We start from the raw sequence: 13,863 nt of genomic DNA on the forward strand, positions 1-13,863 counted from the left end.
AACGCAAAATAGCCAAGGAGCCTCACATGGGCCTGTTGATCGAAGGACACTGGCATGACCAGTGGTACGAAAGCAGCAAGGACGGGGCGTTCCAACGCGAGCAGGCATTGCGCCGCAACTGGGTGACCATGGACGGCTCGCCCGGGCCGACGGGTAGCGGTGGCTTTGCAGCCCAGGCAGGCCGCTACCACCTGTACGTCTCCCTCGCCTGCCCCTGGGCCCACCGAACCTTGGTCACCCGCCAAATCAAAGGCCTTGAGTCGCTGATTGAGGTATCGGTGGTCAGTTGGCTGATGCTGGAAAACGGCTGGACCTTTGACAAGGCTTTTGGCTCCAGCGGAGACCGTCTCGACAACCTGAACTATTTGTATCAGCGCTACATCCTGGACACGCCCGATTACTCTGGCCGCGTCACCGTGCCCGTGCTCTGGGACAAGCAGCAACAGTGCATTGTCAGCAACGAGTCGGCCGATATCATCCGTATGTTCAACACTGCATTTGACGGCCTGACAGGCAACACCCTGGACTTGTATCCGCAGTCGCTGGCCGCACAGATAGATAGCTGGAATGAAAGGATTTACCCGGCACTGAACAACGGTGTCTACCGCGCTGGATTTGCCACTTCCCAATCGGCTTACGAACTGGCATTTAATGATGTATTTCGCGAACTTGACCAGCTGGAAGCGCACCTGACACAACATCGCTACCTGGCTGGCGAGTTTTTAACTGAGTCAGATATACGTCTATTCACCACACTGATCCGGTTTGATGCGGTGTACTACAGCCATTTCAAATGCAATGAGCGGCGTATTGCCGATTATCCGAATTTGTCCAACTGGCTACGCGAGCTCTACCAATGGCCTGGCGTTGCGCAAACCGTGGATTTCACCCACATCAAGGGACACTATTACGCCAGTCATCGCACGATCAATCCTACGGGCATCATCCCGAAAGGCCCGGCGCTGGACTTTACCCGCCCCCATGACCGTACCCGCTTGACAGGCAAGGGCATCCAGCAACGCTAAAACCTGCAAATCTGCTGGCCGCACAGGCTTGCGGCCAGTAGCATCGCGCGCACTGTTTACGAGAACGTCCCATGCTTATCCCATACGACCAGCTAGAACCTGACACCCTGACCCGCCTGATTGAAGACTTCGTGAGCCGCGAAGGAACGGACAATGGTGATGACACACCTCAGGAGACACGCGTGCTGCGAGTACGCCATGCCCTGAGCAAAGGCCAGGCCGTAATCTTCTTCGACCTCGAAAGCCAGCAGTGTCAGCTGATGCCCAAACACGCAGTGCCAAAAGAGTTTTTTGATTAACGATCACCGCTTGCCCTTTGTGCCCGCCTCTAGCCGGCGATGTGGGCCGGTATCGGCAAGGCTGCGGCCCAACAAAAAAGCAAATCGGCTTGAGCTACAACCTGCTGTGGCAGGAAAGACCTTCATGGACTCGAGAAGCGCGGGCCCAGCAAAATAATTGTCGCGCCAATCACGCACAATCCAAGTCCCAGCCAGTCGGATCCCAACGGCCGAATACGCTCCACCACTGCCAACCAGGCAATCGACGTCACAATGTAGATCCCGCCATAAGCCGCGTAGGCTCGCCCGGCATAGGTTGCCTCGACTTTGGTCAACAGCAGGGCAAACACCGCCAGACTCAAGACTGCAGGCACCACCCACCAGACACTCTTGCCCTGGCGCAGCCACATCCAGAACCCATAGCAGCCCGCTATCTCAAACAGGGCGGCCAAAAAAAACCAAACGTAATTAAGCATGTATGAACTCTCCCAATGCGCAGCGCGCAACCCTACGCGCCGGCCTTTGGCCGATCAAGGCTGAAGTGTTTTGAGAACCGAATGAATAAAAGTTGAATTTTCCACAGGCAGGACAAGTCGGACGTTATAAGCACTGCCTATTCATGCTTTTGAAACAGTGCCCTTAACAATCTGCAAGTTGGCAGAACACATCAATAAGGAAATGATCATGACCACGATTCTACTCATCATCCTGATTCTGCTGTTAGTCGGCGGATTGCCTGTGTTCCCCCACTCAAAAAGCTGGGGCTACGGGCCGTCAGGCATCATCGGCGTCATCCTTGTGGTGCTGCTGGTTTTGCTGTTACTCGGCAAGATATAGCCCTAAACGGGTGCACAACCCGCGCACAATAAAAAAGAGGCCCTAAGGCCTCTTTTTTATTGTGCATTCACTTACTTCGGATCTTCAACACCCGCGGTGTTATCCAGCAGGCTCTTAGTTGCCGTCTGCAGGAAGGATTCGAGTTTCTTTTTAAGCTCGGCCTCATCCGGCGAATCGGTTACAACCCTGGCTTCAGGATTGGTGCCCAGGTTGTACTGCCAAACCTTGGCCGGCATATCCTTGGGCTGAACCAGCAAGTGGTCGCCACTGATGATTGCCACTGTCTGGTCACTGCCGGACGGCTTGATCACACCCGTCCCCTTGTCGCCTTCAGGCAGAGTCAGCAGATCGCGACCCCAGCATTGCTGACGGAACTCGCCACCCAGACGGCCCATGATGGTAGGGACGATATCAACCTGTGTCCCCACGGTGTCATTGCGCGCGCCAAACTTCTCCTGGATGCCAGGCCCGATCAACAGCAATGGAACGTTGAAGCGCCCCAGGTCCATCTCGGATATCTGCTGTTCGTTACCGAAGCCGTGGTCGCCAACGACCACAAACAGCGTTTCCTTGAAGTACGGTTCTTTACGCGCTTTTTCAAAGAACTGACCCAGCGCCCAGTCCGAGTAACGCATCGCAGTCAAATGCTCGTTGAGCGATCCACGGTCAGTTACGGGCTCGACCGGCAATGGTGTCGGCAAGGCATACGGCGTGTGGTTGGACAGGGTTTGCAGCAAGGCATAGAACGGTTCTTTGCCTTCACGCTTTTTCAGCTCTTCCAGACCACGGTTGAACATGTCCTGATCGGAGACGCCCCAGGTCGGATCCGAGAACACCGGGTCAACAAAATCGTTACGCCCCACAAAAGTGGTCATACCCTGATTACTGAAGAAACCCGACTGGTTGTCCCAGGCAAAATCACCGTTGTAGACATAGACGTCGTCAAACTTGCGGGCACTGAGCAGCTCAGGCAAACCGGACAGCTTGTGGCTGCCTTCCGGGGTTTGCATCAGGTATTCGAAACCAGGCAGGTTCGGGAAACAGGCCATGGTTGCGAACATACCCTGATGGGTATGCGTGCCGTTGGAGAAGAAGCGCTCAAACAACAGGCCTTCTTTAGACAGATTGTCGAAGTACGGAGTGACATTGCCCGGACGACCCAGCGCACCCACCGAGTGCCCGGCGAAGCTTTCCATCAGGATCACGACAACGTTCTTGATCGGCAGGGTTTTTTCAGCCGGTGGCGTGGTATCGCGACGTACCGGCGCCGTGTCCGGATCGACCAGTTTGTCGTTTTCGGTCAACAGCATGTCGCGCACGGTCTGTTGGGCCACTGGCTCTTCCAGCGTGGCCTTCCAGATGTTGGTGCGTTCGTCGGAGAAGCGGCTTTTCGCAGCGGTAATCAGCGACAGAGAGCCGTTAAGACCCAGCTGGTTGGCAAAGTTGGAGTCGGTTGTGTAGGCATCGCCCCAGCGCAGCGGAGGACCTTGACGCAAGGTGCCGCGAGCAGCAACCACACATACCAGCAGTACCACCACAAAGACCGCGATACGGCCATACCACGGTGCCACGGCACGGGCTGTGCCGGCTACAGCAGAGGTAGTGCGCGAGGTGGTCAGTCGATCGGCACCGCGAAATGCAAAGTACAGAATGACCGTTCCAACAGCCCAGGCCAACAGGTAGCGCACCACCGGAAAACCGTACCAGAGCATGCTCATCACGGTTTTAGGGTCTTCCTTGACGTACTGGAACACCAGGCCGTTAAGACGCTGGTGGAACTCGCGGTAGAAGTCCATCTCCATCAGGCCCAAAAAGAGCGCCAGGCTGGAAGCGGCTGTCAGCCAGAAGCGCATCACACCGCGCATCGTCATGGCTTTAACACTGAGCATCGCCAGCAGTAGAGGAATGCTGAGATACACCACAATTCGCAGGTCAAATCGCAGACCGTTAGCGAACGCTTCGAGGAAGGTCGAAGCCGGGGTATCGAGGATCATTTCACGGTTGTAAACCAGCAGTGCCACCCGTAGCAGGGTGAACATCAACATCATGATCAAGGCGCAGAGCAGCGTAAACGCCAGATGCGATTTGACGGTCGGTTGCAACATACGCATTGCGGCGTGCTGTTGTTTTGGGGCGTCCGGGTTTGCCATGTCTTTTAAGGACCCATTTGTTCAAGTTAAAAAAGTAGTCAGCCGATATTTTGCTGGCGGATTGTCTTGAATAGATCGTGAAAATTCCGTGCAGAGCACATCTTGAAACATAAGAAAGGGCCTTTCGGCCCCTCTTGCTCAAGGTTCTGATGAAATTTCAGGGTGGTAGCCATGAGGCTCACAATGAAATATCAGCAGGCCCTGGAAGATACTCGATCGCTACCCGGCCTGCTCGCTGCCTGCAAAACATAGTGCGGCAAAGCGAAAACATCGATATGGATTTCAGACACGCCTGACCACGGTTCTCGCAGAGCAACACTTAACCCTGCTCGACAGGGTCGGTGGACTGCACAATGATCACATCGGATTTTTCTTTGAATGGAGGGCAACGGACGGTCACCCGCCCTTGACCGACAGACAAACCAGAGGTGCTTGGGTTACCGCCAGTTCAACTGCCCAACAACGAGGCGCATTCTACTTCGGGGAAGATGTCAGGTCGAACCCTGGCGCAGACAAACTGAGCAGGCCGCCACGTCATACAACCGTCGCAGCCCGCTGAGTGCAGCTCAAATCCGCACATTGCCCCGTGGCCCGGCGATGGCCCAAATGATCAGGCCCAGTACCGGCAGGAAAATGATCAGCAATACCCAGATGACTTTCGCCCCGGTTCCTGCACTGCTTTTGATCACATTGATGATGGCCCAGATATCCAGAACCAGGATGATCAGACCAACCAGACCGTTAAACGTGGAACCCATGGTGACGCTCCTGAGTGAGTAATTGTTCACATAGGATAGTCAGCCGTGGCGAGGGTTCCGGTTTTTTATTGCAGTGGCCCGGGTCAAACGTGGACAGCAACTTTCAAGGCATCCAGCGAAGGCGCTGCACTGATCCCTGCTTCGGCACACAGCTCCAGTACGCGAGGCACATCATTACCGTAAACCAGCACTACCTGGATCTCGTCATCCAGAGGCTGGCTGAGGTTCATCAGCACGTACCCTCCTTTCTCCGGATTCATGCTCCCCATCTGGATCTGGATACGGTTAAGCGCTGTCAGCGCCTCGGTTTTAGCCAGCTGCTTGGGCTTGATATTGAATGCAACACCCGGCCCGAACGACGCAACGATCTGGGCAAACAGATCCATATAGGTATCGGCCTGAAACAGAACCGTGTCCGGCAGACTGCCGATCACAACCCATTCGCCCAGCGAAATCGGGAAGCTGTCGTCGTAGTTAATGTCCGGATTGGCGGCCAGAAATGCCGCCGGATCTGCGTAAGCCTGGGCTGCTTCTGCGGCGATTGCGGCGATATCGTCGTCGCCCATGCACCCAGAGCTGATTTTGCTGATGAGTTCAACGAGAGCGGTTTTCATGGGCATGGCCTGTCACGAGGAAAATTGAGGGCGCGCAGGATATATCAAATGCGCGCCGCAGGGTCTGAAATCAACCCGACAGTTTTTCCAGCAGGGCCACAGCATCCGTGGCGCCCATGGTCCTGGCGGCATCCAGCGCCGTAATGCCATTGGCATCCTTGGCTTTTGGATCTGCGCCTTTGCTGATCAGGTAGTCGATGATCGCCACACGATTGAACATCGCCGCCATCATCAGCGCGGTACGGCCATCAAACGAAGCGCCTTCCACTTGAGCGCCAGCCTCGACCAGCGCTTTGACCATCTCCAGGTCGCCTTTAAAGGCGGCGCCTGCGATCGGGCTCTGACCGTTGTCGTTGCGGATCTCCGGATCGGCTTTGTGTTCGAGCAAGACCTTCACCGCTTCAACGTGCCCGTGATAACTGGCCAGCATCAACAAGGTGTCGCCCTTGTGATTGCGCAAATTGGGCGGCAAACCCTTGCTCAGCAAGGCCGCCAGCATGGCGGCATCACCCTCTCGGGCCTTGTTGAAAACCTGCTCGGCAAACTCGGCGGCCTCTTCCGGGGTCATCTGCCGATTTTTGTCTGCTGGCTTGTCGTCTGACATATGAAGCTCCACGTTCGTAACAAAGAGCACCAGTTTCCTGAGACAGCACCGTCATGTCATCCCTTTTTTGCTCAAGTGAGCCATAGCGACAATCAATCGGCGGCAAAGATTCCATATGAATGCAAAATTTAACGGTCCGATTGGGCAAAATGCAGGATGCACGATGGCCATTCATGCAGAATGCACGACCAGTGATTTCCAACAAAATTATAACTTGTTGATTTATAAGGATATTTTAAAAAAAATAATAGTGGCACAATCACTGCAATACCTACTCCATGCATGCCCTTCATGAGCTAATGGAGCTGAATCACATGAGCCTGATCCAAGACAAATTCGCATCGTTGTTCTCTAACCACAGCGTCACTGTCAAACCCCGCCCGGATGGCGGCGTGTTGTTGACCCTGTGTGACAGCGAAGGCAAACAGACACAGCGCTCAATTTCCTACGCGCAACTGCACACCGCAGAACAACTGACGTGGGTGATCAGCGCGATTCGACGTGACCTGGCCGGTACTGCCAGTGAACTACCGTCGATTTCGATGCTGCAAAGCCAGCATCGCTTTGCCCTGCCGACCTACCACTCCCGGTAGTCGTTGCACCTGCATAAACGCAGAATGCCAAAAAGCCAGCAGACGCTATCAACGCGGCGGCTGGCTTTTTTGTGCAACCGGGGCCCGCTCATCCTGCGGGATCGACCCTGGCAAAGCTGATCGACAGTTGCCCCTTAGTCTTCAAGGCGGGGGAAGCGGCTGGCGATGTCATTACCGGTGAAGTTGGCCACCGGGCCTTCAGGGCTGCTGAACAGGCGAACGGTCACAAAATGTGGATGTTCGCCCATGTCAAACCAGTGCGGCGTGCCCGCCGGGATGGAAATCAGGTCATTTTTTTCGCACAGGACTGCGTAAAGATAATCGCCAATATGCAAGGTAAACAGCCCACGCCCGGCAACGAAGAAACGCACGTCATCTTCGCTATAGCGATGCTCGTCAAGAAACCTGGCTCTCAACTCGGCTTTTTGCGGATGGTCGCGGTCGAGGCTGATCACATCGACAGTGGTATAGCCGCGCTCGGTCATCAATTGATCAATCTGCTCGCGATAGGCATCGATCACTTCTTCGTGGCTGGCACCCGCCCGGATCGGCGCGGCCGTTTGCCAGCGGTCAAAGTGAATGCCCTGCTCGGCCAGAGTCGCAGCAATGTCTTCAAGGTGCGTCAACACCTTGTGGGGTATTTCGGGGCTTGATACGTGATAAACGAACAGACTGCTCATGGGGCGTGGTTCCTCGGCATAGACATGCGCTTCGGGCTTTTTCAAGCCGTTCTGGCATCTCTTTCAAATCAGGCTGCAGGCTTCTTTGCGGTGAAGTCCGGGTCAAGGCTTATGCCCTGTCCTCTTGCAATCGAGTGGCAATGATAACGGCTGCCGCCAGCGCTGCGACGCTTGCCATACTAAAGGTGATGGTCGGGCCCAGTGTGTTCCAGCTGTAACCGGCATACAACGCACCGACTGCGCCGCCAATGCCCGCCAGGGTGGCATACAGCGCCTGCCCCTGCCCTTGCTGGCCCGGACCGAAACTGCGCTGCACAAAAGTCATGGCTGATGCATGAAAACTGCCGAAGGTGGCGGCGTGCAGCACTTGCGCCAGCAGCAGCACCCACAGGTACTCGGCAAAACAACCCAGCAGCAGCCAGCGCAAGGCGGCCAGCAGAAAACTGAACATCAATACCCGGCGCACCGAAAATCTTTGCAAGATGCGGCGCATGGCCAAAAACATCAGTACTTCGGCCACCACTCCCAGCGCCCATAGCAAGCCGATCACACCCCGGCTGTAGCCCAGGTCCTCAAGGTGCAAGGTGAGGAAGGTGTAATACGGCCCATGGCTCATTTGCATCAACGCGACACAGGCATAAAACGCCAGGACACCCGGGGTGCACAGCTGCTTTAAAAAGCCTCCGGCGATCAGTTTCCGGCCCTGTTGCGAGGGCTGGGCGTTTGGCACCCACAGGCTGAATAAAACAATCCCGGCCATGACGACGATCAGGGCGACCGGGTAGATATCCAGTCTGAGCCATTCAAACAGACGCCCCAGAATCACCACAGTGAGGATGAACCCGATCGACCCCCAGAGGCGTATCTGACTGTAACGCTCGGGCTGTTCGCGCAAATGAGCGAAGGTGATGACTTCAAATTGCGGCAACACGGCGTGCCAAAAGAATGCGTGCAACGCCATGACCAGCGCCAGCCAGGCATAACTCTTGCTGAAGAAAACCAGGCTGAAACTGAGCAGCGTGCAGAGCGCTCCCAGACGCACAATCAGCAGGCGCTGACCGGTGTAATCACCCAGCCAGCCCCATAGATTGGGGGCTACGCAGCGCATCAGCATCGGGATGGCCACCAGTTCGCCTATTCGCGCGCTGGAGAACCCGAGGTGATGAAAGTACAGTGCCAGAAAAGGTGCTGTCGCACCGAGCAAGGCGAAGTAAAAAAGATAGAACCCCGACAACCGCCAGTAAGGAAGTGGCGCCACCGTCATCAGACCATGGCGCTCAACAGTCCTTGCATTACAACTGGCCCAGCACAGGCGTGTTCACACGCACGTCGGCATTCTGCCCGCGGTGGCGCAGCAGGTGATCCATCAACACGATCGCCATCATCGCCTCGGCAATCGGCGTGGCACGGATGCCTACGCACGGGTCGTGGCGGCCCTTGGTGATGACATCGACCGGGTTGCCGTCCACATCGATCGAACGGCCCGGGGTAGTGATGCTGGATGTCGGCTTGAGCGCCAGATGGGCAACAATTGGCTGACCGCTGGAAATACCGCCCAAAATGCCGCCCGCGTTATTGCTGAGGAAGCCTTGTGGCGTCATCTCGTCGCGATGCTCGGTGCCGCGCTGGGCGACACTGGCGAAACCGGCTCCGATTTCAATGCCTTTGACTGCGTTGATGCTCATCAGCGCGTGGGCCAGTTCGGCATCCAGACGGTCAAAAATCGGCTCGCCCAGGCCCGGAATGACACCTTCGGCAACGACCGTAATTTTGGCACCCACCGAATCCTGATCGCGCCGCAGTTGATCCATGTAGGCCTCAAGCTCGGGCACTTTGTTGGGATCTGGGCTGAAGAAAGCGTTTTCTTCGACCGAGTCCCATGTCTTGAACGGGATTTCAATCGGGCCCAGTTGGCTCATGTAGCCACGAATCACAATGCCCTGGGTCGCCAGGTATTTTTTGGCAATCGCACCGGCCGCCACGCGCATGGCGGTTTCACGGGCCGAACTGCGGCCGCCGCCGCGGTAATCACGCTCGCCATATTTGTGGTGGTAGGTGTAGTCCGCGTGGGACGGGCGGAACAGATCCTTGATCGCCGAGTAGTCCTTGGACTTCTGGTCGGTATTGCGGATCAGCAGGCCGATGGCGCAACCGGTAGTCCGGCCTTCAAAAACGCCTGAGAGGATTTCGACTTCGTCGGCCTCCTGGCGCTGGGTGGTGTGACGGCTGGTGCCAGGCTTGCGTCGATCCAGATCGTGCTGCAGGTCTTCAATGGACAGCTCGAGCCCGGGCGGGCAGCCATCAACAATGGCGACCAACGCCGGGCCATGGCTTTCGCCAGCGGTGGTGACAGTGAACAGCTTGCCGAAGGTATTGCCGGACATGCAGGGCGCTCCGCGAAAATCAGCCGATTAAATTCAGCCTAGATAACTATGCGCGCCAGTATACGCAGGCTGCCCTTGTAGTTCATCCTCGAACCTTACTCATCCGGGTTTGTCCAACCGGCACATTAGACAATGATGGCGTGATGATGCTGCGAATACTCTTTTTAGCCCTGACCCTGTTCGGCACCCAGGCCCTGGCAGCCCCTCCCTCGAATGTTTTGCTGCGACCCATCGAGCTGGATACCGGCTCCGGTACCCTCTATGGTTCGCTGGTATTGCCAAAGAGCGACAAACCGGTGCCCGTGGTGCTGATCATTGCCGGCTCCGGCCCCACTGACCGCGATGGCAACAACACCATTGGCGGACGCAATGACAGCCTGAAAAAGCTGGCATGGCGCCTTGCCCAGAGCAATATCGCCAGTGTGCGCTTCGATAAGCGCGGGATTGCCCAAAGCCAGCCCGCCGGACCTGACGAAAGCAAACTGAGCCTGGACCAGTACGTCACCGACGCCGTGGCCTGGGGCGAAAAACTCAAGAGTGACCCGCGCTTCGGCAAAGTGTTTGTCCTGGGGCATAGCGAAGGTGCGCTGATCGCCAGTCTGGCCGCACCACGCATAGGCGCCGCCGGGGTGATCTCGATTGCTGGCACGGGCCGCCCGGTCGGCCAGTTGTTGCGCGAACAACTACAGCGCAATCACCTGCCACCGGCCATGCTCAAACGCAGCTTTGAGCTGATCAGCACCCTCGAAGCCGGACGTACCGATGACAATGTCCCCGCCGACCTCGAAGTGATTTTCCGTCCGAGCGTGCAGCCGTACATGATCAGCCTGCTGCGCTATAACCCGGCGACTGCATTCGCCGCGTTGAAGATGCCGGCCCTGATTATTCAGGGCACCCACGACATTCAGGTCGAGGTCAAGGATGCACGCCTGCTCAAGGCGGCCAAGCCGGATGCGGTGTTGACCCTTATCAACGGCATGAACCACGTGATGCGCATAGTGCCGATGGACATGAAACGTCAGGTCCAGTCGTACAACGACCCCAATCAGCGGCTGGCGGGAGAGTTGGGTGACAGAACTGTGCGCTTCATCACCAAAGTGAATGCTTCCCAGCCCTCCAGTCCTGGCACTAACGGCCGATAAGCCAGTGTCGACCGCCTAAATCTGGTCGACATACTGGGCTTGCACAGGACTCTGCCGTTATGAGCGACACCCCATCACCACCCGCCGGCTCCGAAGAGCCGGCATCGCTCGAGGCCTCTGTGCGGCCTTGGGCCGATGTGCAACCGGAGCACTTCAAAATGTTGCGCCTGGCGCCGCTGCAGACTGACCGCAGCACCGGCGCACGACCTTTACGCTTCGTGCAGTTCGGCTATGCCGAGCGCAATAACCAAGACCTCAGCCTGCTGCGCCTGGAGATCCTGCTGCCCGGGCAAAAGGTGCGCAAAGAACAGAACCAGCTCGACGTGTGGGTTGACCATGCCACCCGGCGAGTGAGCATCAGCCCAGAGCGCGGTGCACTGGTTGAACCCATGAATCGCGGAATCGGGCGCTTCCTGATGGCCCAGGCTATTGAGTGGGTGCAGAAAAAATGGGCGCGTTACCATTTTGAAAGCATGGCATTGCCCACCCGTGACGCCCTGAACGAAGACAGCCGCCTGCGCCGTGATCACTGCTTGCGCACGCAGGGCTTTGATGTGATCTATGAGGACGTGCTGCAGCGTCAGGCGCGGATCGAAAAAGTACTGGCTGGCGAGCTGTACAACACCTGGAACAGCGAAAAAATTCAGTTCGTGGAGATTCTCGAGGCCGCACAAATGCTCCAGCAAGCGGAGCAAAATCTGCAGGCACAAGAATTGAAGCTGCGTGAAAAAGAAGAACGGATCAGCAAATACCAGCGCGAAGACACCGGTCTGCGTTTCACCATCACCTGCCTGGTGGCCTTTGCGGTATTCCAGGCAGCGCTATTGATCTGGATTGCTACACATCGCTAGAAACTGTAGGCAGCCACAGCTTGTGGGAGCCTGGCTTGCCAGCGATAACGACGACACTGATGCAATCGCTGACAAGCCAGACGCCTACAGGTCCCGGGTTTAAACCCGAGCAGCAAACAACGCTTGATGTTCACGGCATTGCTCGGCCGTGAGCATGAATACACCGTGACCGCCGCGCTCAAATTCAAGCCAGGCAAAATCAACTTCCGGGTACAACGACTCGACGTGCACCTGGCTGTTGCCCACTTCAACAATCAACAAGCCTTTGTCCGTCAGATGATCGCCAGCCTCGGCCAGCATCCGGCGTACCAGATTCAGCCCGTCATCGCCGCAGGCCAGACCCAGCTCAGGCTCGTGCTGATATTCCGCCGGCATGTCGGCAAAATCTTCAGCATCCACATACGGCGGGTTTGACACGATGAGATCAAAGCGCTGGCCCGGCAAGCCGTCAAAGCCGTCGCCCTGAACGGTGTACACGCGCTCATCAACGCCATGGCGTTCAATGTTCTGGTTGGCCACTTCGAGCGCTTCGTACGATAGATCGGCCAGTACGACTTCGGCGTTCTGGAACTCATACGCACAGGCGATACCGATGCAGCCCGAACCGGTACACAGATCGAGAATGCGCGCAGGCTCGCTGCCCAGCCACGGCTCAAAGCGGTTTTCAATCAACTCACCAATCGGTGAGCGCGGAATCAATACGCGCTCGTCAACGATAAACGACATGCCGCAGAACCACGCCTCTCCCAACAGGTAGGCGGTCGGCACCCGCTCTTCAATCCGGCGCTTGAGCAAATGCTGCAGGTGTACCAGCTCATCGTCTTCGAGGCGGCAGTCGAGGTAGCTGTCAGCAATTTCCCAGGGCAGGTTCAATGCCCCCAATACCAACTGACGGGCTTCGTCCCAGGCATTGTCGGTACCATGACCAAAGAACAGCTCTTCCCCATGAAAGTGGCTAACGGCCCAGCGAATATGGTCGCGCAGAGTGCGCAGGCGGGAAGTGATCAACGGTCTTACTCCTCAAAATCGACCGACGATTCTAACAGCCAAATACCCATGCGGTTAAAGTTGTGCCGGGCGGTTACCCGGGATGCCGTTTTTGAAGACAGAAAAACGCCGGCAAAACATGAAATCACTCCATTTCGTACATTTTCTCGCTGCAGTGCCCGCCGCTGACTGCGCTGTAGGCCAAGAACCACGGGGCTTACACGACTAGCCATTCACATAAGCGCTCCGCCAGTGGAGAATGTCGCAAAAGCCCCACTCAAAGGAGCCCCCCGAATGTCCGCTTTAAAGACGATGTTTCAACTCACTGGCCGTGGTTATGCCGCAGCAACGCTGAGCAATGCGAGCCTGCTGATCATCGATGCGCAAAATGAATACCTGAGCGGGCCTCTGGCCTTGTCGGGAATGGAAGCTGCTACAGCCAACATCGCTCTTCTGCTCGATGCGGCCCGCAAGGCCAAACGTCCTGTGATCCATATCCGCCACCTGGGCACGGTCGGCGGCATGTTCGACCCCCAGGGCGAGCGCGGCGCCTTCATCAAGGGTCTTGAGCCTCAGGGCGATGAGCTGATCATTGAAAAACGCATGCCCAACGCCTTCAATGACACCGGCCTGCAAAAAGCCCTGGAAAACCTCGGCTCCCTGGATGTGATTGTCTGCGGCTTCATGAGCCACTCCAGCGTCAGCACTACGGTTCGCGCCGCCAAGGACTATGGCTTGCGCTGCACCCTGGTCGAAGATGCCTGCGCGACACGAGACCTGCCCACCCCGGATGGCATTATCAGCGCTGCGCAAGTACAGAAAACCGAGATGGCAATCATGAATGACAACTTTGCCACCCTGACCCTGACTAAACATCTGATTTGATCCAGCCTTGTACCTGACAGACGGGACGCCAGGCCGGCTGTCAGGACAAACCGCCCCAACACGCCCCCCCATTTC

General features: G+C 56.7%; 16 protein-coding genes. 7 read left to right on the forward strand and 9 right to left on the reverse strand.

The window, feature by feature from the left end; all coding sequences use genetic code 11:
- The first annotated feature begins 26 nt into the window (after window positions 1–26).
- Both AOC04_RS12255 and AOC04_RS12260 read left to right on the forward strand, forming a co-directional pair.
- Window positions 27–1,025, forward strand: coding sequence for a glutathione S-transferase family protein (locus tag AOC04_RS12255; protein WP_060693718.1), 999 nt, complete (start codon window positions 27–29; stop codon window positions 1,023–1,025).
- 71 nt (window positions 1,026–1,096) lie between these two features.
- Window positions 1,097–1,324 (forward strand): YheU family protein, encoded by a 228-nt coding sequence (locus AOC04_RS12260; protein ID WP_003442050.1) that lies wholly within the window; start codon window positions 1,097–1,099, stop codon window positions 1,322–1,324.
- 122 nt (window positions 1,325–1,446) lie between these two features.
- On the opposite strand, the gene AOC04_RS12265 is transcribed toward AOC04_RS12260, so the two are convergent.
- Window positions 1,447–1,779 (reverse strand): YnfA family protein, encoded by a 333-nt coding sequence (locus AOC04_RS12265; protein WP_060693720.1) that lies wholly within the window; start codon window positions 1,777–1,779, stop codon window positions 1,447–1,449.
- Between the two features lie 202 nt (window positions 1,780–1,981).
- On the opposite strand from AOC04_RS12265, the gene AOC04_RS23530 reads away from it, so the two are divergent.
- Window positions 1,982–2,140: a DUF3309 family protein gene (locus AOC04_RS23530; RefSeq protein WP_171970583.1), complete on the forward strand. Its 159-nt coding sequence runs from the start codon at window positions 1,982–1,984 to the stop codon at window positions 2,138–2,140.
- A gap of 71 nt (window positions 2,141–2,211) precedes the next feature.
- Here the strand turns inward: AOC04_RS23530 and AOC04_RS12270 are convergent, their stop codons facing one another.
- From AOC04_RS12270 to AOC04_RS12285, 4 genes are all read right to left on the reverse strand, one after another.
- Window positions 2,212–4,290, reverse strand: a complete 2,079-nt coding sequence (locus AOC04_RS12270) for an LTA synthase family protein (protein WP_060693721.1) — start codon at window positions 4,288–4,290, stop codon at window positions 2,212–2,214.
- 566 nt (window positions 4,291–4,856) lie between these two features.
- Window positions 4,857–5,048 carry a PLDc N-terminal domain-containing protein gene (locus AOC04_RS12275; protein ID WP_060693723.1) on the reverse strand — a complete coding sequence of 64 codons (192 nt, stop codon included), beginning with the start codon at window positions 5,046–5,048 and terminating at the stop codon, window positions 4,857–4,859.
- Between the two features lie 83 nt (window positions 5,049–5,131).
- Window positions 5,132–5,662 (reverse strand): hypothetical protein, encoded by a 531-nt coding sequence (locus AOC04_RS12280; RefSeq protein WP_060693725.1) that lies wholly within the window; start codon window positions 5,660–5,662, stop codon window positions 5,132–5,134.
- Window positions 5,663–5,732: 70 nt separating this feature from the next.
- Window positions 5,733–6,266, reverse strand: coding sequence for an ankyrin repeat domain-containing protein (locus tag AOC04_RS12285; protein ID WP_060693727.1), 534 nt, complete (start codon window positions 6,264–6,266; stop codon window positions 5,733–5,735).
- 314 nt (window positions 6,267–6,580) lie between these two features.
- Between AOC04_RS12285 and AOC04_RS12290 the strand changes: the two genes are divergently transcribed.
- On the forward strand, window positions 6,581–6,859 hold the full coding sequence (locus tag AOC04_RS12290; protein WP_060693729.1) for a DUF3509 domain-containing protein: 279 nt from the start codon (window positions 6,581–6,583) through the stop codon (window positions 6,857–6,859).
- A 134-nt stretch (window positions 6,860–6,993) separates the two neighbouring features.
- On the opposite strand, the gene AOC04_RS12295 is transcribed toward AOC04_RS12290, so the two are convergent.
- The 3 genes from AOC04_RS12295 to aroC all read right to left on the reverse strand — a co-directional run bounded on the left by AOC04_RS12295 (window position 6,994) and on the right by aroC (window position 9,923).
- On the reverse strand, window positions 6,994–7,539 hold the full coding sequence (locus AOC04_RS12295; protein ID WP_060693731.1) for a 1,2-dihydroxy-3-keto-5-methylthiopentene dioxygenase: 546 nt from the start codon (window positions 7,537–7,539) through the stop codon (window positions 6,994–6,996).
- Window positions 7,540–7,648: 109 nt separating this feature from the next.
- On the reverse strand, window positions 7,649–8,803 hold the full coding sequence (locus AOC04_RS12300) for an MFS transporter (RefSeq protein ID WP_060693733.1): 1,155 nt from the start codon (window positions 8,801–8,803) through the stop codon (window positions 7,649–7,651).
- 28 nt (window positions 8,804–8,831) lie between these two features.
- A complete protein-coding gene (aroC, locus tag AOC04_RS12305) occupies window positions 8,832–9,923 on the reverse strand; it encodes a chorismate synthase (RefSeq protein WP_060693735.1) in 1,092 nt (363 codons plus the stop codon).
- Window positions 9,924–10,066: 143 nt separating this feature from the next.
- Between aroC and AOC04_RS12310 the strand changes: the two genes are divergently transcribed.
- Together AOC04_RS12310 and AOC04_RS12315 are read left to right on the forward strand one after the other, a co-directional pair.
- The gene (locus tag AOC04_RS12310; protein ID WP_060693737.1) at window positions 10,067–11,065 is read left to right on the forward strand and encodes an alpha/beta hydrolase; all 999 of its coding nucleotides are present in this window, start codon (window positions 10,067–10,069) and stop codon (window positions 11,063–11,065) included.
- A 59-nt stretch (window positions 11,066–11,124) separates the two neighbouring features.
- Window positions 11,125–11,916, forward strand: coding sequence for a hypothetical protein (locus AOC04_RS12315; RefSeq protein WP_060693739.1), 792 nt, complete (start codon window positions 11,125–11,127; stop codon window positions 11,914–11,916).
- A 99-nt stretch (window positions 11,917–12,015) separates the two neighbouring features.
- Here the strand turns inward: AOC04_RS12315 and prmB are convergent, their stop codons facing one another.
- Entirely contained in the window at window positions 12,016–12,924 is a 909-nt protein-coding gene (gene prmB / locus AOC04_RS12320) for a 50S ribosomal protein L3 N(5)-glutamine methyltransferase (RefSeq protein ID WP_060693740.1), read from the reverse strand.
- Window positions 12,925–13,197: 273 nt separating this feature from the next.
- Between prmB and AOC04_RS12325 the strand changes: the two genes are divergently transcribed.
- Window positions 13,198–13,788, forward strand: a complete 591-nt coding sequence (locus tag AOC04_RS12325; protein ID WP_060693742.1) for a cysteine hydrolase family protein — start codon at window positions 13,198–13,200, stop codon at window positions 13,786–13,788.
- The last annotated feature ends 75 nt before the right edge of the window (window positions 13,789–13,863 follow it).

Source organism: Pseudomonas versuta (genome assembly GCF_001294575.1).
Lineage (GTDB): Bacteria > Pseudomonadota > Gammaproteobacteria > Pseudomonadales > Pseudomonadaceae > Aquipseudomonas > Aquipseudomonas versuta.